Origin of the sequence: Mesorhizobium escarrei, assembly GCF_935825525.1 — a bacterium.
In the GTDB taxonomy this organism is placed as follows: Bacteria; Pseudomonadota; Alphaproteobacteria; order Rhizobiales; family Rhizobiaceae; genus Mesorhizobium; species Mesorhizobium escarrei.
The window spans coordinates 119,350-141,979 of record NZ_CAKXZT010000131.1; the positions used below are offsets into that span (position 1 = coordinate 119,350).

The following is a 22,630-nucleotide window of genomic DNA, read 5'->3' on the forward strand; positions in this document are numbered from 1 at the left end:
GTCGATCAGCCGATCAACATTTTTCCTCGCCCCGTCATCGGGGCGCTGGTAAGCCGGTATATAGCAACCCTGGCCGGCGGCATATGGAAACGCCAAACGTTCCCTGCGCGTGCCGTGAATATCTGATCAATCTGAACCGTCAAGCACCGATCCCTCAGGCGCTCCCGCCAACACCGATTCGCTTGCGCGGCTCTTTAGCTTAATCCTTTGAAAGCGTTGCGGTGCGCCGCTTGTTGTCTCCGGAAGCGACCCTAGTGTAAGAAATCCCGATCTTGTAAGCATTAACTAAAACAGGGGGAACATTGTGGGTATCTGGAACTCAAGTCCGCACCCTGTTTCAGATATACGCGACTGGCAGAGGTCGGGTCGACTTGAGGTTCGCCCGTCGTTCCAGCGGAAAGAGGTTTGGAGCCCGGCCGCGCGGATCATGCTCATCGACACGATCCTGCGACAAGTGCCAATGCCGAAGATGTTTCTTTGGAACGAGGTCGTGAATGAAAGCACCCACCGGCGCGTAATTGATGGACAACAACGTATTTCAGCTATCCTTGGGTTCCTTGACGACAAGTTTGCCCTTGAGTCTCCATATTCAGGCCCTTACGTCGGAAAGAAGTTCAGCGAGCTGCCCATCGCTGAACGGCAGAGGATTCTTCAATATCGGATCGACTTCAATGAGGCGCTAGACTTTGACGAGGCAGAGGTCCGTGAGGTCTATTCACGAGTGAACAAATATTCACTTCCACTAAACAAGCAGGAACTGAGGAAGGCGGATTATCCTGGCATCTTCCTTGAAGTGTCGACCGAACTCTCCCTAGACGATTACCTTGAGAACGCAAAAGTTTTCAGCATCGCACAGCGGCGGCGAATGGGGGACGTCGAGTTCATGTCTGAGGTGCTCGCCGGTATGCTCGAGGGCCCGCAGGACAAGAAAGGTGACCTGGACTATTTCTATTCTCGATATGCCCATTGGGGAGCTGCCGATGCCACAAAAGCGAAACAAGAGTTCCAAGCGGCGCTGCAGGACATCAAGCTCGTGTTCGACGAGCAGGTGCTCCCGCTCCGGAGTACGCGCTTCCGCCAAAAGTCCGACTTCTACTCTCTGTTTCTTTCGTTCATCGAACTCCGCCGAGCCGGGTGTAAGCTCGAGGGAAAAGATCTCGTGCCGCTGCGTCAAGACCTCAAGCTGCTCGACCAATACATCGCGCCCGAGTCCCCGGTCGACATTCTCAGCGAGTATGCGATCAAGTGCGTTTCGCAGGCCAATTCGGTGTCAAGTCGTTCCTGGCGTAAGAATTTCCTTCTCAACATCCTAGCGGGAACATACCGTCAGCGTCGGCCGGACTCGCGAACGGTTGAGATGTTCACAACGATCCTTGTGCAGCTGCAGCGCGACGAGGGGTCGCTGCTAGACGTTTGCTCGGGCTGTGACAGACCCATGAGCGAACATGAGGCAACGAACCGCGTGCTGGAGTGGCCGAAAGACGCCGCTAGCTATCAGATCACAAATTCCTGTTGGCGGGCCGCTAGTTGCCCGGCGTCCGGGAGTACCTAAATCATGGCTGTCCTCTTCTCCGGGAATGGTGAGGTAGAGCCGCGCGAGTTCGTTGAAGTCAATGACCAACTCGTCTCGTTTGCCGGGCGGCACTTTGAAGTAGCCGAGCGGATTGCGGCGGGCGGCAATGGCGTCGTGCACCGTTGCGTTGATATCGCAGATGGTTCCGACTTCGCGATTAAGTTTCAACTAGATCTGCGGCAGCGGCGCCGGTTGCGGTTCGCACGCGAGCAGGTTTTACTGAGCGAGCTGAAGCACGATCATCTGATCGTCTATGAGGATCACGGCAACGTTGCCGGCCGACAGAAGCGACGCTCCGGGTCGACGAAAGACGTCGACGTGCCTTTCCTAATCATGGGTCTCGGCACCAAGACTCTATCTGCTCTAGTGAAGGCCGAGGAGATCCCACCGGAGATATTTGTCGCGCAATTTAGGGGCCTCGCGCATGCGTTGGGTCGGATACACACTCGGGCTGTCCATAGGGACATTAAGCCCGACAATATCCTGGTTGTCGGCGATCGCTGGGTCCTGAGCGACTATGGCCTTTGCGATCCCCATGATTGTGCAGACGAAGAACGGGTCACCCCTAATTGGGAGGTTGTCGGCCCTCGATTCTGGATGTCTCCGGAAGCGAACAACCGCAGCATTGGCCGTCAGGACGTAATCAATGCCTCATCCGATGTTTTCCAACTCGCCTCTGTATTCTGGTTCGTGGTGAACCGAAGTCATCCTACAGGTGTGTTGTCGCGATCAGATTGGCATGGGCCAGACGCACTGTTCGGGCCGATTTTCAAGGCGCTGCATCATGACTCATCGATACGTCCCACCGACGGGCTAGCGTTTGCTGCTCAAATTGAGATGGCCATTCTCAGTTAACGACTTTTCGACACGCGTCATCGAGTCTCGCGCATCCCGTTTCGAGGTCCCACCGGGCGATTGTAGCGGTTGACCCAGACGGTCCCGGCCTGGATGCGCTTCGTCACCCGGATGGCGCGGGAAAGATCGCGGGTGAAGACACCCGCAGCTAGTCTATGGGTCTCGTGGTCGGCAAACATCAGCGCTTCTTCTTCGTCGGCAATGTCGTAGGTGTGATCCCTTTGATCCTGCGCCGGACCCACGTGCGGCAGCAGCCGCAGGACCTCGACGGCCCTCACGCGATGATTTAGCCTTGGGCCGCTCACCTTATTGAGCTCATCCCGCCGAGCTGCTCGACTGTTGCGGATCGCGCAGCGAATCCGTTGCCTCTTCTCTCTGTACGGAACAGATAGGGCCCAGGCGCAAATTGTTGATCTCGCTCGCTATCGAAACAGTGCGTGATTGCGGGTGATCCAAGATCTCCGTCGGATATGGAGCAGGATTATTGTGCACAACCTGCTCGCTGTTCGTAGTCATTGAAATCAGGCCAATTCGCTGTCGTCCCAGTCTAGCTGGGATTGTAAATTGGGACGCTTCGTAGTGCTTAGTCATGATTATTCCGATTGGTCACGCAGTGTCACGCTAGACAAATTTGCAGCATGACAGATCACATGCTCGCACCTGCTCTGGCGCTATAAGCCGACATTGTCCGCTGCGAGCGGCATGTTTACTAAGCGGCTTCTCACAGCTCCTGCTTGGTTGGACCAACGCACGATCTCGTTATGTCGACGTCTTGGCTGACTGACCGAACGCAACGGTACGCGCGAAGGATGGCTTGTCCTTACCGCTAAAGCAGTGTACAAATATTAATCATTGTTTCACGAGCTATGTCCGCAATGAATTACAAATAGGGAAGGGTACAGGTCATGGTAGAGAAACCAAAGACGTCTATGGCTTTTGGCGAAGTACAAGATTACGTTAAGTCGCTTATTGATAGTGGCAAAGCAGAGGTTAGGGGCGTTGACAAACCGGATGCGGGAGCATTGTACCTTTCAGCTGATGAGCTACCTGCTCTTGCGCGTTTCACTGAGCCACAAGGAATTGCTGTAAAAATACTGGGCGAAAATTCAGGTAATATGATCCGTATCGGGTTTCGGTCCTTGGTCATGTTGGACGCTGTCTCACCGAATTTTACCTCGAGCGACGGTGACTTCCAGAATATGAGCCTGGAATGCGAGACCACCTAGCGCGGATGCGAGCTACCCTTACTCCGGGCGCAACTAATTATCAGCCGGCCTAGGCTCCATGCCTAGCTCCTCGTTTTACTGGCGTCGAAGAGGGCAGCCGAAGCGGCCGCCGATCGGCGATGCCGGTTCTGTGCGACCGCGAACCCTAATGGCAGTATGAATAATGTCCGTACTGTTATCGCCAGCCCAAAAGGCATGGCAACCATTACTGACCTTCCAATACAGCGACCAAGCCTGCTTTTCATCCTTGCCGTTCAATATTTGGGCCGGATCAACCTCCGAAAGGGGGCCTGGGCCGGCGATGTACCTGTTTGGTCCATTCCGGCAAATGCTATCATCTGCATTCTGCGACCCATCAATAGGAAAGCTTACAGACACGACTCGGGCATTGATTTGTCCGGTAATTCATGGTTCGGATCGCTCATCCAGATCAGCAGTCACCCTAGCTCAAACGATCTTTGAAATCCGGAATCTAATATATGCTGGATTCTATGAAGAGGCACGGGGTCTGGCTGAAAGGTATTCCCAACAGAGCACCGATCCAACACTCTGCTGGATGCAGTATTTAAACTTACTCAGCCGATTTCTAATAAATCCTAATGATAGCGCAGTTGACGAACTTGCAAGAATTGCGAACCACGCGAGCCACGTGGATAGTTTATTGGGCTTCTACGTCGACCAATTGAGGAGTATGGCTCACTCATTTCATCGGAAGAGTTCTTGCGGAATCTTGAAAAGGCTCGAAAAGTACCTTGAGCTATTTGAACTGCAAGGAATGCCCAAAACTGATTTGCAAATATTCCGAGGGCGTGTGCTGCAGGAGAAAATCAGGTGGGCGAACGGACTGGAGGACTCCAGAGAATTGTACCGGGAGTTCGATGATCTTCTCGAGTGTCTAGATACGCAAGTACAGTTCGATACTAACGATCGACTCAATTCGAATAAGCATCGCGATCTATTGCTTAAGGAAACCTGTCTTCGTCTTTTACGTGCACGCGCTATTCACGAATGGGCCAAGGAGCGTTTTTCGCAAGCCGCCGAATATGTTCGGCGTGCAGCCGAAATTGATCCGTTCTGTCCTCAGTTGGCGGTTATTGGCGGACAGTTGTCGGAGCGGCTCAACAATATTCACGAAGCCGAATGGCAGTACGGCCGAGCAGCAGAGTTCGGAATTATTGAACGCACATTTGCCTTAGGCAGGCTTGCGCGCATGCGAAAAGACACGTCAGCTCGGACGCTCCTCAATAGAGATGCCGACGCAAGCAATGTAACTGGCTACCCACTCCCGCATCACCGAGTTCGAAACATAAAAAATGGCCCGCGGCCAAAACCTCCTATTGAACTGCAGTATGTCCTCACGGCATGGTCAAAGTCGCCCCAGAAGGTAATCCAAGGAACAAAGGGCTACGTCAGGAGGAGCGAGACATATCGCCGTTTTCCGATGTACTGGACACTCCGCTTCGACCACACGAGCACGTCGCTTCCAACGTTTGCTTATGCACCTATATATTGTTTCCAGGCTGCTAGAGATGTTCTCTCTCCTGAACCAGAGGCCCTGTTTCCGCAGCATTGTTTTCATGAGGGATTTCGAGAGCAACTCCTCTTTGCGAGCATGCCAGGATTCAAGTATTTTCCTTCCAACGAGATATGGGGAAGCAAGATAGACGATCTGGTAGGGTCAAGTAGATTTATTCAACTTCGTGAATGGATACGATGGTACGACGAGATGGGTAGTCTTAGGCAAGCCTACATACTTAGACTGTTATCGTACTTAGGATTCTTTGAAGAAGCTGCGGGACTGATGCGAGGTCGACGCGTTCAAGCAAACGCTGCCATGGATATGTACCTGCAGTATACGATGTTGTTTGTTAGACATCTTTGCGAGCCGGATACAGATTTTGATGTTCTATGCGAGGTGCTCTGGAAACAAAGACGAACCGAAGGGAGTAATATACGAACCTTGCTCTCTATTTGTATCTTGGGTGGTGTACACGCAGCGAGACGAAAACGCGATTTCGTCCGAATTGCTGTATGGCGCAGGCGAGGAGGCAAAGTACTCCAAAATCTAGAACGGTCCGTTGAACATTATTCACGATTTGAGCGTGATCTAATGTCTAGCAGATTTTGGAGATTTGCCAGCTTTGAACCATTTTTTGCGGGCGAGGCCTCTCGACTTTTGAAGGAGAGCGAGGAAAGCCTATTCCTAGCTCGGTCCTTGTCGCCGGCGACACCCAAGCAATTGATACTCAAGAAGGATAATATGTACGCGGCTATGGAAACTTACGCGCGTAGCTTACTTCACGTTGGCGACACATGGGGGGCTAGATTCGTAATTGAGAAGGCGGTGGTTGAAGCAGATCCTAAAGACGCACGCCTGTGGACTCAGTTGGGTGAGTATCGCGAGAGGTGCGGCGATCTTGAAAGCGCTGTGGCGGCATATGACACGGCGGCGCTTTTGGGGCCGCCCTATCGGATGATTGCGCTATTTAAATCAGCCAGCGTTCTAGAACGTACTGGACAATGGAACGAGGCCTCGACGAGATATATGCGCTCAGTACGATACTATCCATATGCTGTCGAATCACTTGTTTCATTGGTGCGAGTTGGAAAACAAAGTGGACGGCATCACCTTGCGTCTTGGGCGCAAGACGCCTTGGAGTGCGTACGACGAGGTGGTGAAAGTCCGAACGGCGCGGACGCAGAAAACTAGGCCTATTCCAGGATCGCAATAATGACCGGACCGGACGAATGGTCAAACTGGTTTCAATATTCTCGTTTCGGTCGCACCACGGACCGTGATGATGCACTGCAAATCGTCTTTGATGTTAGGGACCGCCTTCTTGCAATTGCCCCGCTCAGAGAGATCGATAGCTTACTCGATTTCGGATGTGGAGATGGGCTCATTGGTCTCCAGGCGGCGCTGGAGACGCCGCCTCACAGCCGAATTTACTTTGCTGACCAGTCTGAATCTGCCCTTGATCTGTGTAGAGAAAACGCGAGGCGCATGAATATTGAGAGCCGTTGTAGATACCTCCATACAGATTGTAGAGATACCTACCCGTTTGGAAACATTTCTGTGGAGTGCATACTGTCGAGAGCGGCGATCATGTATGTTGAAGATAAGTCACGACTGTTGGCCAGCTTTTATTATATCCTAAAAAATGGCGGGCACTTATGCTTTTGTGAGCCTATTAATAAATTTCGGATGTCGCCGAGTACGAGCATTCTATCAGACTATGAGTTGCCGCGCTGGCAATCCGAAATCAAAAGAATATATGAAATACTCTGCTCATCACAACGCAAATCGGCGAATTTAATGTGCGAAATAGCCCCCGAGGACATTGTGCAGTGGCTGGAGGATGCAGGATTTCAAGATATCGTATGCTTTGCGGAGTACCGTTCTCTTGTTGGGCGCCCTGGGTGGAATGAACTTTTGTATGTACGTGCAAATCCGTTTACGCCGAGTCTTTTCGAGGCAGCGCAGGATGTCATGGATTTGAATGCCTGGAAAATGTTTGAGGCTGAATTGCACGCGGAATGGAACCGAAGGAATGTACGAAGGCGCGCCGCGCTGCTGTTTTGCAAGGCTCGTAAAGGGTAGCCAAGATCGAGTGATGAACGTTCTTCGACGAGATCGCAAGGCTCACTGGCGACTGCGGAGCGCGCAGTCGCATCGAAAGCCATGCGGAGAAGCTGGCGGAGACCGCGCCCTCCGATGCCGCGCTCGCGGATGCCGATACGCCAGAAGCACTGGCGTGCGGCGATGCTCCTTGTTGCGCCCCTTCGCTCAAGCACTTTCGAGACATTGACGGTATTTTTTGCACTGCCTCAAAGGGGATTAATGCCAAGCTGCGAAAGAATAGATCCACTCGTCCCATCGATAGTCCCCGAAGCAAGGATTCGCGAGCAGCGAAAATTTGCTAATGAAATCAAAAGCCCAAAGTTTTCACGGTGTGTTCGTGTGTTGAACGAAAATAATTGCCTCTCAAAATCAGTGGGTTATCAGGGGTTGAAATGATCGAGTGGGAGTATGGAGTAGGGGTAGGCGGCTGCAGCGTAAAAGCGACAGCCTCTCGCTTCACTATCTGTGTCCCGTTAGAACGGCACGGACCTTGACGTTCTCGTCACCGGTCCGTTGGAAGAGAACGTCACAACTCAATGTCGGCGACGCCCATTCTATGTTGCACCGGCAAAAACCGACGGTCTGGAGCAGCAGAGACAAACGCATCCCACTAGTGCGGGGATTAAGCCACGGTGATCTCGATAAGGGATCCGCACATAAACTATGCCTCATCCGACTGCGGGGAGGGGAGGGCCTCGCCTCCTGCCGAAGAAATTGCCGGTTGGGGTCTCGGCGCGCAGGTCCTCCTTAGCGATCCCCAAGGCGTCGCTGAAAATCGAGGAACACTGCGTTCGTCCATCCAAATCCGCTGACGGAGCCGTAGCGATCATCGACCGGTGGGGAGTCCATCCTGACGAGCCGCGCGACCTGTTCGGCATGCTGCTGCGGGCGGCGAATTCAGCGGAGATACATCTCGCGGAGAGCCGAGCACGGACGCACTTGGTCTAAGAAAGCGAATTCTCTAACACTCAGCGCACCAACCCGAGTGACCGTCGGAATGGAGAGTCACCACTAGCCGTATAAGACCCGCGGCTTCGGTCTTTCCAAGCAGGGTACGGCTCTTGGCATTGTCGTCAGTGACCACGATATCGATCAGGGAAAGTGGGCCAATCTTGTAGGCAGCTGCTGACGTGCCCCCCGGGTTTGTCGTACGCCTTCGGTGAGGGTCGCCTTGCGCGAGCATGGCACGGTAGCGAGGCTGCGCGCTTAAGGTCGTCCTAGGAGCGTAGTTATCAGCGCAGCATGAGCCATGTGACGTTATGGACGGGCATGAGCGGCGGCATCGTTGGAGTGAAGAGGATCAGTGCCGGATACTGGCCGCGCCATTCGCGCCCGGGGCCACAGTGGCGGTGGTAGCGCGTCAGTACGATGTCGCGAATAGCCTGATCTACAAGTGGCGCCGCACGGTGAGAGCCCGCGAGACGGGCTTTACCGACGTTGTCGTGGTTCCCGATGAGCCTGTGGCCGTTCGGTGCCGGCGGCGCCACCAGCGGGATCGAGCTGGAGGTCGCCGGCAAGGTGCGGCCCTCAGGCTGAACGCTATGGCCGCGAAGGCGTGCCGTTCAGCCTGTCGACGCTTGCCGACTAGGTCGGCGCCGGCGCCGCGGCGCTGATGCTGCTGTTCAAGCGACTTGAAGCCCATGTGCTGGCCGCTTCACGTCTGCACGGCGACGACACGACGGTGCCGGTCCTGGCGAAGGGCAAGACCGATACCGGTCGATTATGGACCTATGTGCGAGATGACCGACCGTTCGGCGGCGCCGATCCGCCGGCGGCAGTGTTCTACTATTCCCGCGATCGCCGAGGCGAACATCCCGCGCCGCATCTCGCCGGCTGGAGCGACATTCTGCAGGCCGATGCCTTTGGCGGTTATGGCGATCTCTATGCCGCGTTTCGGCGATCACAGGTTTTGCTACTATTTGCTCGGGCGGATCATTTTTCTGCCTGGCCCGCGTCCAGCATCCCACCTACCAGGCCGTAGGATTCAAGTATCTTGCTTCTTTCCGCTCTTGATGGTCTGTGTCGAGTAGCGCGGGAGGAAGACCAATGATTGAATTGACATTGCTCATCGGGCAGAAGGCACAGCTCGACGGTAAAACTGTCCTTCGAATCCGAGGCACCAACGAGTACGACGCGCCCGGCGCCAAAACTCTCATTGATTGGGTTGAGCCAATGGTTGTCATCGACGAGCCAGACTACGTCGCTGGCAAGGTCCAGGGTGAACTGCCAACGTTGAGGCAGCTACAATACAAAACAGGGAAGCCCGTTTGGTTCAATGGGGCAAAAGCCTCGGGACCGTACAGACTTCTGGCCACAGAGGCGGGGGACGGCGTAAAATCCGCGTTTGTCATCGGAGGGAAGAGGCAGTTGGTGGCAAACACTCACCAAGAGGTAGCTGCTGCCATCGGCTCGGCGAAGGGTGACGTTTTGCCAATTCCGTCAGACGGTCTGCTGAGCCTCCCGGTTTTGGTTCTTGAGAACGTCAAGGCTTTTGTTTCTCCGCCTAAGCGTTGGAACTGACCGGGGGGTGCGGTGATGAGCCAACATAGATGCAACAGGTATGCGATGGAGCGCATAGGCGGTTTGCTTGAACTCCATAACATTGAGCAGGCCTTGTATGTAGCCTGAGACGGTGTCCGCAGCGGCTGGCAATCCTAGCGACAGCCCGTCAGGAGGCTACGCTTCCCGGCCTTGTTTGCATAGAAGCCCTCCGCCTCGGCTTCGAAGGCTGCGAGGCGGTCCTTGAACGAACATTTTCGATAGTTTTCAATTGTGTCCGGAGTTGCAGAGAGCAAGTACCGGGCAACGACAGCCGCCTCTATCGCATGCCGCTCCAGATAAGCAATGACGTTGGCATCGTAACCATCCGGTGTGGGCCGCGGCAGAGGCGCTTTTGCGTGTTAGACTGCTTGCATGGAGATCGACACCGACAAGATCGACGATGCCGTTCTGGGCCTGCTTTGGCTGACGCTGCATGAAGAGAGGCGCGCTTGGAAGGGGTTGGATTGGGACGCTCTGGATCGCTTGCACCAGAAGGGGCTGATCGCGAATCCAGCAAACAAGGCGAAGTCAGTGGTTCTGACAGATGAAGGCCTGCGGCGTGCAGAGGAGCTGTTCCGAACCCTGTTCACGCGGCCGACGCCATGAGCGCTGGGCGGGCGTTCCAATTCCACGCCAAGAGTCGCGCAGTGCCCATAGGGCCAGGGCCGCGGTGGCTATGGTCTTAGGAGATTTCCTGCGGCAGGTTTGGGCGGAGCGTCACCCGTAGCCCTGCGCTCGTCGGCGATTTGCCGAAGGTTGTCGATGCCGTCTTCGGTGAAGACGACGATAGTTTCGCTTAATTCGGTTACGGGATAGCCGTTGTAGGCGCTCAGGCAACCGTCTTCCGAGAACATCTCGATCGAGCAATCGCGCAAAAAGTCTTCGTCCTCTTCGAGCATCTCGGCCACGTATTTGAGAGTGTAAAGAGCGGAGTTGCGATATCCCATCTGACGGCCTCAACGATCCGGTTTGCATGTGAGCCCAATAATGAAGGCCCAGATCAGGCAGCTTTAGCTGCTGCGATCGTCAAAGGGCTCCAATTCCAGGGAAGCAAGTCCTCGAGCCGTGTGATCGGCGTGTCGGCGATGCGGGCGAGGACATCGGCCAGCCAAGCCTGCGGATCGACGTCGTTGAGCTTGGCGGTGGTGATCAGCGTCGCCATGAAGGCTGCCCGATCGGCGCCTCGATCGGAGCCTGCAAACAGCCAAGCTTTCCTGCCGAGGGCAAAACCACGCAGCGCCCGTTCGGCGGCGTTGTTGGTCAGGCAGATCCGGCCGTCGCCGAGGAAGGACGTGAAGCCGTCCCAACGCTTCAGCACATAGTCGATTGGCTCAGCAACCGGAGAACTCCGGGACAATTTTGCCCGCTCGCTCCGCATCCATTCCTCAAGCGCCTCTGCGATCGGCCGGCTTTCCTGCTGGCGTCGTTGCAGGCGTTCGTCGGCGGCAAGACCGTTGATGTCGCGCTCGATATCGAACAGCGCGTCCATGCGTTTGACCGCCTCGAGCGCGATCGGCGAGATCGGCGCGGTATCCTTGCCGCGCCTGGCGTTGGTGGCGATGTCGGCGAGCACGAAGAACTTACGACGTGCATGCGCCCAGCACAGCGCCTGGGTCAGCGGACCGGGGCCACGATCTGCCTTGAAGAGCGGATTGTAGCCGCTATAGGCGTCCGCCTGCAGAATGCCGCTAAAGGTCTTAAGATGGCGCTCGGGATGTTCCTGCCGCCGATCGCGCGAAGCATAGTAGAGTGCCGCCGGCGGCGATTGCCCGCCGAACGGCCGGTCATCCCTGACATAGGTCCAGATGCGGCCCGTATCGGTCTTGCCCTTCGCCAGAATCGGCACGGTGGTGTCGTCGCCATGAAGTCGCTCGGCGGCAAGCACTTGCGTCTCGATCAGCGCATGCACCGGCTTCAGCGCCGCGGTACAGGCTCCGACCTGATCGGCCAGTGTGGATAGGCTGAGGTCGATGCCCTCGCGGGCATAGCGCTCGCTTTGCCGGTTCAGCGGCTGGTGCTGGGCGAACTTCTCGAACAGGATCATCGCCAAAAGGTTCGGCCCGGCAAAGCCGCGCGGGGTCACGTGGAAGGGCGCCGGCGGCTGCGTAATCTTCTCGCACTCGCGGCAGGTGAACTTCTCACGCACCGTCTGGATCACCTTCCACTGGCGCGGGATCACCTCCAGCGTCTCGGTAACGTCCTCGCCAAGCTTGGCCAGCTTGGCTGAACCGCAGCACGGGCAGTTCCGGGGCGCGGCGATGACGACACGCTCACGCGGCAGATGTTCGGGGAAAGGCTTGCGCGACGGACGCTTGCGCTCGAAAGCTCGGACTGTCGATGACCGCGCGGCCAGTTCCGCTGCCAGTTCGTCCTGGCTGGCGTCGGCCTCCAACTCCTCAAGCTGCAACTCCATCTGTTCGAGAAGCCGCGCCTTGCGCTCCGAGCGGCTGCCATGGATCTCGCGCTTCAGCTTCTCGATCTCCAGTCGGAGCCGCGCGATCAGCGCATCCGAGTGCGAGTTCACCGCTTGCGCGCGGGCGGCGAGTGCTTGTGCCTCCCGGCGGGCTGCACGCTCCGCGAGGATCATCGCGTGCGCACTGGCAAGATCATCAGGAAGCTGATCGGCCGCATCGGTCATGGCGCGATGGAATCATATTCGCTCCTCCATGCCAACGATTTTGCTCATCCCGCCGAGCTCGGACGCCAGGTTTTTTGCGGCATCCGCCAGTCGATGCCTTCGAGCAGATAGCCGAGCTGAGCGGGCGTGATCACCAACGTTCCGTCGGCCGCCGATGGCCAGATGAACCGGCCGCGCTCGAGTTTCTTCGTAAACAGGCAGGCACCCTGGCCGTCATGCCAGATCACCTTGATCAGCCCTCCCTGACGCCCGCGGAAACAGAACAAGTGGCCGCTGTGCGGATCGCGCTTCAAGGTCTCCTGCACCATCAATGCGAGGCCGGGGAAGCCCTTGCGCATGTCCGTATAACCGGTGGCGAGCCACACCTTCACACCGCTCGGGATCGAGATCATCGCCGCTCCAGTACATCCAGGATCCGGCCGAGCGCCTCGCTATCGATATCACTCTCGACCCGCAGGCGACGGGCGCCGCCAAGCTCGATGGTCACCGTGCTGCTCTTCTTGCGCGATCGCGATATCGGTGGTTGCTGCGCAGGCGGTTGCGGCGCCGGCCGCGCCTCGACGACTTCCACCGCAACGAGCTGTGGCACGGTCGGCGCGGAGATCTGGCAGAGCTCCTTGCGCCACCGGAAAAGCTGGCTCACATGAATGCCAGCCGATCGCGCGATCTCGGAAACACTGGCCCCAGGCTCAAACGTCGCGGCGACCAGCCGCTCCTTCTCCTCCCGAGACCAGCGCCGGCGCCGCTCGACCGACGTGATCACTTCGATCTGATGCTTCGTCACAGGGCTACTCCTAGTGCTTGCACTAGGACTTGCAGCCTTCAGCCTACCTCAGCAAGGCGGCCGTCACCGTGGGGATACTTGGCATCCCCGCTGTCGTAGTACTTAACAATTTCCCGCATGAGTTTACTGATCTTGACCAGCAAGCCTAGGATGGGAGCGTCGACCAGCGAGAACCCTGAGGGGTTCCGCCCGGAATCCTTTACACGGGTAACAATGTCGTAGATTTCCGCACAGTCGGCGAAGAACCGCTTTGCAAATTTTTCCAGATCGGGGAGCGTGTCGCCAACAACCGGTAGAGGCGACCTTTGATATTTCGCTAGAATATCGTTGAGTTCTTTCAAGCCAGGCATGCGCTCAAACACGCCCAAGACATATTTTCTCACTATTGCAGTAGCTCTGGAAGGCTCTGAAATAGGCGACGCGCTTCAGGCCAACCGGCCTCAACAAATACCGCGATACAATCGATCAGCTTGTTGCGCCGGGCTTGATCGTCAAAGATGGCTCGGTAATCGGCAAGAAAGCGACCAACCAGTTGCACGAACAGATCCGCGCCCATGCTTTCGTGTTCATATCGCGCCACGCCCGTGGTTCGCAGCATGGCTTCTGCCATAAGATCGAAACATTGATCGGGTGCCACGGGCATAAGCTTGCTCAAGACATCAAGCAGGTGATGCACCGCGCGCGGTGTGCCCAGCGTCGTAAGCTTGGAAATCAGTGGTGCATACTCGGCCAGAAACATAACCTGGGCGGATCGCTCCTCCAACACGGGTGAGAGGACGTCATGGCCAACCGCATAGTAGATCTGATCGGCAATCTCGTTAAAAAGCTTAAGCGCTGATAGCTCCAGCGGCGTGGGCTCCTTTCCCGATAGAGGCCATGACCGCACCGCCGGTTCGAGCGTGGTGATGAGGCGTTCAATGAACTCGTTGGCTCGACGCCGGATGGCGTCGAAACGCGGATCGATCGTGTTGAGACCTAAAAGCAGATCGTCCCGAATATCAAAAAGCACACGCTGCAGCCGGGCCTCATTGGCGATGACATCGCTGAGCCAAGTGTTCAGTTCTGTGACCGAAGCTGGGCGCGCGTGATTAATAGCAAAGAACGTGATCAGGCCAACTATGGGATCCTCGCCGTGCTCCTTGATGGTTAAGCGGTGCGACAGATCAAGAGCCAGCGGTTCGAGTTGGTTGGCGTCATCGGGTGTGTTCCCAGGAAGCCGAGCGGTGAGCAAACGGAGGATCGCCGGGTTCAGTTCCTGCGCCGTTACTTCTTTTGCCAATCGCCACATCTCATCGCGATCCACGCGAGATAAACAGGGAAGAGCATAAACAAGCTGGAATCGCACGGCTGGATGACTATCTTGGAGCAGCATGGCCTCGAAACGATCCTTGATCTCGGGCCAAAACTCAGCCTTTCCAATCAATAGCGCCAGAGCTTGCGCAGCCTCAACACGCGGTGAAGGTGAGCCCCAGGACTGAAAGCGTGCAAATTTCTCTTCCGTGTCGGCAGTGACCTTCGGGTGGGCGTGCTCGGAGATTATGAGCAATCGAGCGAGCGCAGCGCTACGATGCTCGCCGGGAATCAGGTCAGCGGCAAGGCACCTTCCAAAACCTTCGGCCAGCGCGTCAAGGACGTCTTGCTCAACAGGCGGCGCAAGCGATTGTTGCGCCGATATAGCCTCGTCAAGCGCCTGGGCGGCTGAACACAGCGCCGCACCTTTTGCATCGCTTTCCTCTTGCTTGTAGGCATCGCGCGCAGCGCGCAAGACCGAGGCCAAAACAAGAAGATTCGCGGTTTCTGGTGCTTTGGTATTCACACCCTGACGAGCAAGCCAACTGTCGTCGTCATCCGAGCCCCACCGTGTGGTTATGGCAAAAGGTTTGCGGTTCTCGTAGGCGCTACCGTCCTTCCTGACATCGCGGAGGTACGATCGAGCGGCTTCCGTTGCGAGCCTGTTCTCACCAATTGTCGCAAACAGCGTGCCCAAGATTTCCTTCCGCCGTTCGTCGGGGCGCGACAATTTTGGGAAATCGAGTGCAAGCCATTCGGCCTCTGCTCGCTCACGGTCGCCACCGGAAAGATATGGGTAGGTTGCAGCGATTGCGGCAATGGCGCTGCGACGCGTATCAAGCGAGTAAAGCAGGCGCTTGTCGCCCTGAGTTGGCCATATTGAGGCGCCAAGAGTTACGGGCTGACGACTTGCGAGGTCGAATACTGTACGCCAAGCGAGCGCAATGCTAGTTTCACGCAAAATCATGCTAGGGACTGCGCGCAGGAGCTCATTATCAGTCACGCCGTCAACCCACGCCATTGCGGTGCGATAGAGCTTGGCGAAATCATCGTGGTCCTTCTCGTCGATGTCCCAAGCCCAGGCCTGACTATGGTCTTCTTCGAAAGATCGTTCCTCCCCAGCAATCCGGATCGTCTCGACCACCGGTTTATCGGACCCCGCATGTTCTTTTTCGCGCTGTGCGTGAAAGGCAGTCGCTAGCGCGCGCAATGCAACGCGTGGGAATTCTTGGAGAAGTTGGGGGAAAGCCGTGGCGAGGCTGTAGCTTGCCATGGCAAAGTCCTGAGCCGCGTTTGACGTCAGCGACAGGATCCAGCTACCCGACATGGACGTGGTCTGATCGCGGCTAAATTCACCGCCACGAAACACGCATCTGAACAAGCCGAGCACTAACTCGTCATCATCTGGCGCGAGATCGATGACCTTGTCGGCCAGTGCAGGCACTTCAATGTGACCGAACTTGGCAAAACGGTCGGGGTCAAAAATCTGGTTGAGGCGTTGGGCCGAGGCTAATGGATCGGTCGCGAAGGTCTTGGCGACAAAGGGTATGGCGTGACGTGTAAGCCAAGGGATCCGACTCTCGTCGGCTGACATGATGTCAAACAGTTTGCGGGACGCCGTGCCCAGCTGCCTAAACGACTCGGGATCGGGATCGTTTTCCAAAAGCGTGCCTATGAGGCCCCGCATGCTGCCAATCTGCGCCATGTTTGGCGCGGTCATTTGCGCCACGAGCGCGGCCCAAGGACGGACCATGATTGGATGCTTCTGGTATCCCTTCGCTAGCACATAGCCTACCAAGTATTGAAATGCACGCTCCTTGCGCGGATCGGTGGTTGTAAGAGCGCCAACAAGAGGGGCGACGTCTTCAGTCTCTTGAACCGACTCGACGGCAATGCGCGCCACTTCGACCCGCACGATCGGATCGATGTCCTCATTGCTGACGAGGGCGACAATGAAGCACCAATAGTCCGATGCCGGAACGTCCTTCTTTAGATCTTCAAGCCAATATCCCAGGGATGGAGAAATCAGGAGGCCTGCGCCGGTCGCCCTGGAGAGGTGAGGTAGCGCTTCGTTGCGGTCCGGGAGCAAGGTCAGTCGCGCGACAGCGTAATCAAACAACACATGGTGGCGGAACCCGATGCGGCGCGTCGATTCCGTCACAAGCACTCCCGCGCGTTGCAACTCATCAACCGTCGAAGCAGTCGCGGCGGGTACGCTCGTTTCGGGGATATCCACCGAGCGTCCGGAGATCATCAACATAAGAACGCTGCGCAGGCTTACCGTGGCGGGAGTCCCCAGGTGGCTTATACGCTCATCCCAATAGCGAGAGAGCAATTCGCCGCGCGTCGCGACATGCGCGAGCGATGACGCGGAAACGCCGCTGCGCAGCAGGTCGCCAACCAGCGCCAAATTGAAAGGGTTGGTGGCGAGGGCCTCCATCTTGCTGCCCCCGGCTACGATCGCGGCAGACAGCATCGGTGACTTCGCTGCAATATCCGCCTTTTCTTCTGCGCCGAGCGTTGGAACATGGATATGGCGGACGGCCGGGAAGTTTTGGTCCGCATGCGCCGCCTCGGGAGGGGTGCCCGCAAAAAGGCGTTTCCAGTCGCGCCCAAGCCGAAGGTCAAATGTCCGGACGGAAGCGACAACATGCCATCCATCCAGATTTCCGACTAGTTCAACGAGCTTCTTGTAAGTGGCTTCCGCAGCACCGCCGCGCACCGCATCAAGAGCATCGAGCAGAAGATAGGCGCCCTTTTCGGTTGGCATCTGTGACAGAACGTCAATGAGCTGATGCTTCAATCCGATATCAAGGCGCAGTGCGTCCAAGGAAATGGCACTTGCGTCGACGGCAAGGACGACAACAGTGGCGTTACTCGAGAGCCGCAGAGCTGCTTCGCGCAGGATGGCAGATTTGCCAGAACCTGGTTCTCCCGTAAGCGCCAGCGAACCTTCCACCGCACCGCGTGCAACAAGATCGACGATTGGCCGGGTGATTACCATCGGCCCCTCCGGTGCTTCGATTGCCGCGAACCGCTTGAGCCGTTTAAGGGTCTCAGCGCTGTAAGTCCGGAGGCGGGCAACATCATCACGGTAATTGGGAGGTTCGATAAGCCGGACTCGACCGGCCAAGGCGAGCCGAATGGCGGCTGTATCACCGCCTATTCCCCGCTGCGCCGCATCCGCTGCCCAGGAGACTAAGAGATCAAAAAGCCCGGTCTCGTCACCCGCAGATGCCACGATGTCGCGCAACGCCTCTTCTGCGACTTGGCGTTGGCTATCTCCGATCACAATGACGCAGCAGAGTGACAGCACACTCTGTTTCTCAGCATCGGTGATCGCTTCGCCGAAGACTTCGAGCCATGCTCTCCGTATGTGTTCGCTGAAGATCGCATGCGCACTTTGGAGATGATTGGGAAGACCGGTCGCCGCCCCGGTTCGGCAACGGTCGAGAACCTCACGAAGACTGCTCTTAATGGTCCCGACAGCCTGATCGCTTACCGCAAGAACCAATCGATCTTCCGCGGTATTGAGTGCTCGGCGGGAAGAAATTCCGTCGGCGCCTTGCTGATATTGACGGACAAATTGAACCGCAACGGAAGCGAGTTCGCTATCTTCTGCCGGCGAGAGGGCTATCGTGCGCTTTGCCTGGACGTAAAGCCTGCCGATGTCGGTTTCAATGGTAAGATCGTCGACTGCGGATGGCGTTTCGAAGCGCACCTTCCGCGGTAAGCCCGGCAGGCCGATAGCAATGCGTGAGGCTGGACGGTTGGCGAGCAGAGCCGACGCGGCGCAGGCTCCAACCCCTGACTGGAACACGACCCCGCCGGCTGTCGCACGCCCACCGCCAGTGCCGCGGCGCACTTTCGTTTTCACGACGGTTCCTGTTGGCTGTGCACCGCGCATTTTAGTGGTTTTGGATTTCCTCATAGTCCGACGATAGCAGCCGCAATATCAGTGTTAAATAACTAAACGCGAACATTGCTCTGGTAATAAGAGCCTCGCAAAGCAACGATCCACTTCACAAACTACTTTCTCAGGCCGAGGAATTTCAGCAAGGCAGCCCAAATCCATGCGACAAAGCCGAGCTGTGGTTCAAGAGCCTTATAATACGCTTCACGCCGTCTTTCTTCGGATTGGCGACCGTCTGCAATCTGCTCGTCAGTCCAGCGCGGTGCCCAGTCAATCCGACCGTCTATTATCAGATAGTGGGATCGACAGGGTAGCTGCCAGTTTCCGATTGATGGGCGTAGTGTCGCGCGGCCGTCCCGCTCAAACAGGGTCCACTCGGCCGGGCCGAGAGGCACCGATACCTTGTTGCCGCAGCCGCATGCGCAGAGATGGGCGGCTACCGCAAATTCTCTGGATACATAGAGAATGCCCGGCTCGAGCTGTTTTGGCACAAATTGGACGTGCTGGAGCGCAAGATGCTTCACGCGTCGCGCTCCGACATGACGCGGAGAGTGGTTGTGTCCATTAGTAAATGGTACGCCGAATTGTCGTCGACGTAAAAGCCGCGGAGCTGCTTGTACCTCATTACGGCCAGACTGGCGTTGAGGGCATTCAGCTCGGCGATCTGGATGTTTTCCCGGTAGACGTTGTCCGGATCATCCACGGTTTCGGCCAGATTCATGGCGCGAACTTCGCCAGCCTTTTCGGCGCCGAAATAGGTGGCTCGGAGGGTGCCCGCCAGCGGGCCTTGTTTGCGGTTCAGGCCCATTCCCACATCGATGAAGGGAATGGCCAGCGCTATCAACAGGTCAAAGATGGCTGCCCGAGCGGAGCCTTTGTCGACGCAAACAAATGCGAAAGTCACCCCTTCGAGCTCAGACGACGAGGATGCATCGATATAGGTCGGCTTCATGGACAATCCGTACCGGAAGTTGGCATAGCGCTTTTCAGCGGTCGCCGCCTTGGATTTGCCCCAGTCGCCGAGATCCAGGACGCCAGGGGACCGGAACGCGTTGTGGGGGTAAAATTTATCCCCATCGAAACCGCGGATTTCCTTAACCCGGGTCTTGGCCATGAAATCCAGGACGTAGGAGCCGGTACCGCCGAGTCCGATGATAGCAATGACGTCGTCCTTGAACACGCTGGCAAGATCCGCGATCTCGGCGCGGCTGGTCAGGGAGTCGTGCACCTTGAAGACGGAATCCGGCAGGATGTCCGGATCAACACGAAAGGTGAGAGGCGTTGCCTGCGGGTACCGCTCGAAGGCCGGCCCGGAAATCATCGCAACGTAGTGCTCGATCTTGTCGAAGAAATCCGGAAAGCCGTTCGGCGGTTTGTTGGAAAATGACCTCTGGACGGTGACGTCGTCGTGCGACAACGGAATAGTCATCTCGCCACCGGATAAATTTGCCACCGGACATCCGTCGAGCCCGTATGGCGCCGATCCGGCGAAAAAGACCTGATGGTCGTGCTGCACGTAGCGGTTCTGGTCAACAGGCACGAGCTTGCTGACGATGGAACCGGTTTGAAGCGCGCCCTCGTGGTCGAGGTACGGAATGTCCCGGACCACGAGGTGCAACGTATCAATCCGCAGGGCATAGCCCTTTTCAAGCAAACGACGGATATCGTCGTTATGACTGGCCAGTTCGATTAACACTGAAGACCATTCCTTCCTTGACTTTGACGCTGCCGCCAGGGGCTAGAATACCTTCGGGCTTGTGCCCGTCGCCACGGGTGTAAGTCACCGAGTAAGTGATCTCGGGGTGCTGCGGGTAGTCGGGGTAAGCCAGCGTCACCACTTCCGCGTAGGTGATGTCATCCTTTTTCGGGACTTCGTAGGGGCTGCCGTCAACGATGATCGTGACGGTCTTATCCTTGACCTTTGCCTTCTCCTGGGTTTCCATTTCGGGTCTCCTTGTTTGTGCCGCTAGCCGCGCGGCGGGTTGGGATCGTTGCCGTGGCTGTCGCTCTGGGCAATCCGGCCGTCCTGATTGTGGATTTTGAGTTCGGTCTGCTGGTTGCGGCTTACGCCGCGCCCGTGGTCCACCGCCTCGCGCTTGGTGTCGAAGTGCCCAGACGCCCGTTCGCCGCCGCCGAGTTTGACGTCCCAGCCTCCGGCCTTGTTAGGCACCACATGATGTGTGCCGCCGTCTCTTTTGCCTGCCATATGTTGATCTCTTTCGTCTCTGTTGAACTTAAAGTACGCCTACTCAGAACATGTTTGGCGCAGTTCGTTTCGGTTGTCAAGCACCTCGTGTGCTGCTACTCTGAACTTATCAACCGGAAAGGAGCTACCCGTGACCACGCCAATTGGCGAAAAAATTCGTACCCTGCGTAAACAAAAGGGCTTCACCCTCGACCGCTTGGCTGAACTGGCCGAGTCCAGCAAAAGCTACATCTGGGAACTTGAAAACAAGGACCCGCCGCGACCGTCCGCCGACAAGATCAGCAAAATCGCCATGGCGCTGGACGTCACGCCCGATTACCTGCTCACAGATGCAGTAGCTGTCGAAGACGCCACCGATACCGCGTTTTTCCGAAAATACCGGACAATGGATCCCAGCACGAAAGAAAAAATCCGTAAGATGCTCGATCTCATGGGCGGTGATGAATGACTCAAGTCTTCACCCCGGAGCGCTGGGCTTTCGAGATCACGCATCTCCTGAACCTGGTGCTCGGCGCCGACCGGTTTCCAATCGATGTGGCGCAAGTGGCGCTGGAGTTCTCGCGGAATCGCTTTGCGTCTGATCCCATCGTGATGGTCAAGGGAGACAACCTGCCAACCTTTGACGGAGCGCTGTATCCGGCTCCTAAGGGTCGGCCCGGGTGGGGGATCATCTACAACAACGCGATCTCTTCCAAAGGCAGGATCAATTTCACACTCGCCCACGAGTTCGGCCATTATCTCCTGCACCGCCTAGCTTATCCAAACGGTTTTGAGTGCGGGCCTCAGCAAATTGTCCGATGGGACTCGGAATATGGCCAAGTTGAGCACCAAGCGAATGTGTTCGCCGCCACGCTGCTGATGCCGCTCGATGATTTCCGACGACAGGTTCCGGCGAAAGCCAAAGTCGACCTGGCGATGCTGAAGGGCTGCGCCGAACGGTACGGGGTTTCCTTGATCGCTGCGGCCCTGCGCTGGCTTAGCTACACCGAACGCCGCGCCATCTTAGTGGTCTCTCGTGATGGATATATTCTTTGGGCGCGTTCGAGCGGACCGGCGTGGAAATCTGGCGCGTATTTCAAAACGTCGAGCGGCGGGCCGATAGAAATTCCGGCCGCAGCGTTGCCTCTCGACTCCCAGGTCCTCGTCGACGGCCGCGGCGAGCGCGACCATGCAGCCGGCGTATGGCTGAGGGAACCTGTCCATGAGATGACATTTTTAGCCGAGCAGTACGATTTCTCGCTTTCTCTGCTGGCATTAGACGATGCACCGCCTCGTCAGCTTGAGGAAGCAGACGTGGAGGAGGACACCTTCGACCGCTTCGCGGCTCAATAGGCTCGCCCAGAACCTCCAAGCCCCTCGAAGAGCTCGTGGCTGACGTTCAGGCCGGCCGGGAACCTGTCGCCGTTTCATTCGCTGTGCGCCTCGTTTCGGGGCGTCGATCAATTGAGTAAACCAGTTCTCAAGCCCTTCAAGATAGTCTGCCAGTTTCTCCATTCCGGTTGCGAACGTCCGAATATTGATCAGCTTGAGGGCCGGGCCCAGCGTGCGCTTGGCATCTCGGGTTCTTGCGTATCGAAAACTTTCACCTCGGGGATCATGCGCGTCTATCTGGCTCATATAGGAATCTACGCCATGCAGATCCTCGGACGGCAGCGGGTCTTACCCCACGATCTCACAGACGGGTTCCAGCATTGGCCTCGCCATAGTCCAGAGAGAAAGTAGATCGTGACCGCCGAGCTTTCTTTCCTGGGCGGGCGTCGTTGATTTCGCTTGGAGATCCAGAGCCATTCGGACTACGCCCTTTAAGACCAGTTCGATGTGGTGCCGGTACAGGTACACAATCGGATAGACAATAAGGTCCTGATCGACGGGCTGCTCGCACACCTTTGACGTCAGTTCGAACGCCGCCTTCCGAAAACCCGCCTTATAAGCGTGTCCGGTCTCATGCCAAGGAGGCATGCAGGCATTCAGTTGCCGAAGCC

The 22,630-nt window shown here is 56.8% G+C and carries 19 protein-coding genes and 3 pseudogenes; 11 read left to right on the plus strand and 11 right to left on the minus strand.

What is annotated here, in order from left to right; all coding sequences use genetic code 11:
* Nucleotides 1-304: 304 nt before the first annotated feature.
* Nucleotides 305-1,552 carry a DUF262 domain-containing protein gene (locus tag NMG80_RS18345; protein ID WP_301943370.1) on the plus strand — a complete coding sequence of 416 codons (1,248 nt, stop codon included), beginning with the start codon at nucleotides 305-307 and terminating at the stop codon, nucleotides 1,550-1,552.
* A gap of 3 nt (nucleotides 1,553-1,555) precedes the next feature.
* Nucleotides 1,556-2,428, plus strand: coding sequence for a protein kinase domain-containing protein (locus NMG80_RS18350; RefSeq protein ID WP_254019396.1), 873 nt, complete (start codon nucleotides 1,556-1,558; stop codon nucleotides 2,426-2,428).
* A gap of 56 nt (nucleotides 2,429-2,484) precedes the next feature.
* Here NMG80_RS18350 and NMG80_RS18355 read toward each other — a convergent pair.
* Nucleotides 2,485-2,625 (minus strand): annotated as a pseudogene (locus NMG80_RS18355) (aldehyde dehydrogenase family protein); the annotation flags it as partial.
* Nucleotides 2,626-3,333: 708 nt separating this feature from the next.
* On the opposite strand from NMG80_RS18355, the gene NMG80_RS18360 reads away from it, so the two are divergent.
* The 7 genes and pseudogenes from NMG80_RS18360 to NMG80_RS18385 all read left to right on the plus strand — a co-directional run bounded on the left by NMG80_RS18360 (nucleotide 3,334) and on the right by NMG80_RS18385 (nucleotide 10,423).
* Complete coding sequence (locus NMG80_RS18360) at nucleotides 3,334-3,654, plus strand: hypothetical protein (protein ID WP_254019397.1); 321 nt, start codon at nucleotides 3,334-3,336, stop codon at nucleotides 3,652-3,654.
* Between the two features lie 730 nt (nucleotides 3,655-4,384).
* Nucleotides 4,385-6,364: a tetratricopeptide repeat protein gene (locus NMG80_RS18365; RefSeq protein WP_254019398.1), complete on the plus strand. Its 1,980-nt coding sequence runs from the start codon at nucleotides 4,385-4,387 to the stop codon at nucleotides 6,362-6,364.
* A 21-nt stretch (nucleotides 6,365-6,385) separates the two neighbouring features.
* Nucleotides 6,386-7,255 (plus strand): class I SAM-dependent methyltransferase, encoded by an 870-nt coding sequence (locus NMG80_RS18370; protein ID WP_254019399.1) that lies wholly within the window; start codon nucleotides 6,386-6,388, stop codon nucleotides 7,253-7,255.
* A gap of 1,280 nt (nucleotides 7,256-8,535) precedes the next feature.
* Nucleotides 8,536-8,652: pseudogene (locus tag NMG80_RS37355) on the plus strand (IS66-like element accessory protein TnpA); the annotation flags it as partial.
* 152 nt (nucleotides 8,653-8,804) lie between these two features.
* Nucleotides 8,805-9,182: pseudogene (locus tag NMG80_RS18375) on the plus strand (IS66 family transposase); the annotation flags it as partial.
* Nucleotides 9,183-9,322: 140 nt separating this feature from the next.
* The gene (locus NMG80_RS18380) at nucleotides 9,323-9,796 is read left to right on the plus strand and encodes a hypothetical protein (RefSeq protein WP_254019443.1); all 474 of its coding nucleotides are present in this window, start codon (nucleotides 9,323-9,325) and stop codon (nucleotides 9,794-9,796) included.
* A 393-nt stretch (nucleotides 9,797-10,189) separates the two neighbouring features.
* Entirely contained in the window at nucleotides 10,190-10,423 is a 234-nt protein-coding gene (locus tag NMG80_RS18385; RefSeq protein ID WP_254019400.1) for a DUF6429 family protein, read from the plus strand.
* A gap of 68 nt (nucleotides 10,424-10,491) precedes the next feature.
* Here the strand turns inward: NMG80_RS18385 and NMG80_RS18390 are convergent, their stop codons facing one another.
* The 10 genes from NMG80_RS18390 to NMG80_RS18435 all read right to left on the minus strand — a co-directional run bounded on the left by NMG80_RS18390 (nucleotide 10,492) and on the right by NMG80_RS18435 (nucleotide 20,648).
* Nucleotides 10,492-10,764 (minus strand): hypothetical protein, encoded by a 273-nt coding sequence (locus NMG80_RS18390; RefSeq protein ID WP_254019401.1) that lies wholly within the window; start codon nucleotides 10,762-10,764, stop codon nucleotides 10,492-10,494.
* A gap of 53 nt (nucleotides 10,765-10,817) precedes the next feature.
* Nucleotides 10,818-12,455, minus strand: a complete 1,638-nt coding sequence (tnpC, locus tag NMG80_RS18395) for an IS66 family transposase (RefSeq protein WP_254019402.1) — start codon at nucleotides 12,453-12,455, stop codon at nucleotides 10,818-10,820.
* A 44-nt stretch (nucleotides 12,456-12,499) separates the two neighbouring features.
* Nucleotides 12,500-12,847 (minus strand): IS66 family insertion sequence element accessory protein TnpB, encoded by a 348-nt coding sequence (gene tnpB, locus NMG80_RS18400; protein WP_254019403.1) that lies wholly within the window; start codon nucleotides 12,845-12,847, stop codon nucleotides 12,500-12,502.
* The gene (gene tnpA / locus NMG80_RS18405; RefSeq protein ID WP_254019404.1) at nucleotides 12,844-13,239 is read right to left on the minus strand and encodes an IS66-like element accessory protein TnpA; all 396 of its coding nucleotides are present in this window, start codon (nucleotides 13,237-13,239) and stop codon (nucleotides 12,844-12,846) included. The genes tnpB and tnpA overlap by 4 nt, the downstream gene beginning before the upstream one ends.
* 38 nt (nucleotides 13,240-13,277) lie before the next feature.
* Nucleotides 13,278-13,607 carry a hypothetical protein gene (locus NMG80_RS18410; protein ID WP_254019405.1) on the minus strand — a complete coding sequence of 110 codons (330 nt, stop codon included), beginning with the start codon at nucleotides 13,605-13,607 and terminating at the stop codon, nucleotides 13,278-13,280.
* Nucleotides 13,608-13,621: 14 nt separating this feature from the next.
* Entirely contained in the window at nucleotides 13,622-18,406 is a 4,785-nt protein-coding gene (locus NMG80_RS18415) for an NACHT domain-containing protein (RefSeq protein WP_254019406.1), read from the minus strand.
* 152 nt (nucleotides 18,407-18,558) lie between these two features.
* Nucleotides 18,559-18,966 (minus strand): ubiquitination-like system serine protease family protein, encoded by a 408-nt coding sequence (locus NMG80_RS18420; RefSeq protein ID WP_254019407.1) that lies wholly within the window; start codon nucleotides 18,964-18,966, stop codon nucleotides 18,559-18,561.
* Nucleotides 18,963-20,138, minus strand: coding sequence for a ThiF family adenylyltransferase (locus tag NMG80_RS18425; protein WP_254019408.1), 1,176 nt, complete (start codon nucleotides 20,136-20,138; stop codon nucleotides 18,963-18,965). The genes NMG80_RS18420 and NMG80_RS18425 overlap by 4 nt, the downstream gene beginning before the upstream one ends.
* Nucleotides 20,113-20,385: a multiubiquitin domain-containing protein gene (locus NMG80_RS18430; RefSeq protein WP_254019409.1), complete on the minus strand. Its 273-nt coding sequence runs from the start codon at nucleotides 20,383-20,385 to the stop codon at nucleotides 20,113-20,115. Before NMG80_RS18430 ends, NMG80_RS18425 begins: the two co-directional genes overlap by 26 nt.
* Nucleotides 20,386-20,408: 23 nt before the next feature.
* Nucleotides 20,409-20,648 carry a DUF2188 domain-containing protein gene (locus NMG80_RS18435; protein ID WP_254019410.1) on the minus strand — a complete coding sequence of 80 codons (240 nt, stop codon included), beginning with the start codon at nucleotides 20,646-20,648 and terminating at the stop codon, nucleotides 20,409-20,411.
* Between the two features lie 130 nt (nucleotides 20,649-20,778).
* Here NMG80_RS18435 and NMG80_RS18440 point away from each other — a divergent pair, with 130 nt between their 5' ends.
* Together NMG80_RS18440 and NMG80_RS18445 are read left to right on the plus strand one after the other, a co-directional pair.
* Nucleotides 20,779-21,096: a helix-turn-helix domain-containing protein gene (locus NMG80_RS18440; RefSeq protein WP_254019411.1), complete on the plus strand. Its 318-nt coding sequence runs from the start codon at nucleotides 20,779-20,781 to the stop codon at nucleotides 21,094-21,096.
* Entirely contained in the window at nucleotides 21,093-21,980 is an 888-nt protein-coding gene (locus NMG80_RS18445; RefSeq protein ID WP_254019412.1) for an ImmA/IrrE family metallo-endopeptidase, read from the plus strand. Before NMG80_RS18440 ends, NMG80_RS18445 begins: the two co-directional genes overlap by 4 nt.
* The last annotated feature ends 650 nt before the right edge of the window (nucleotides 21,981-22,630 follow it).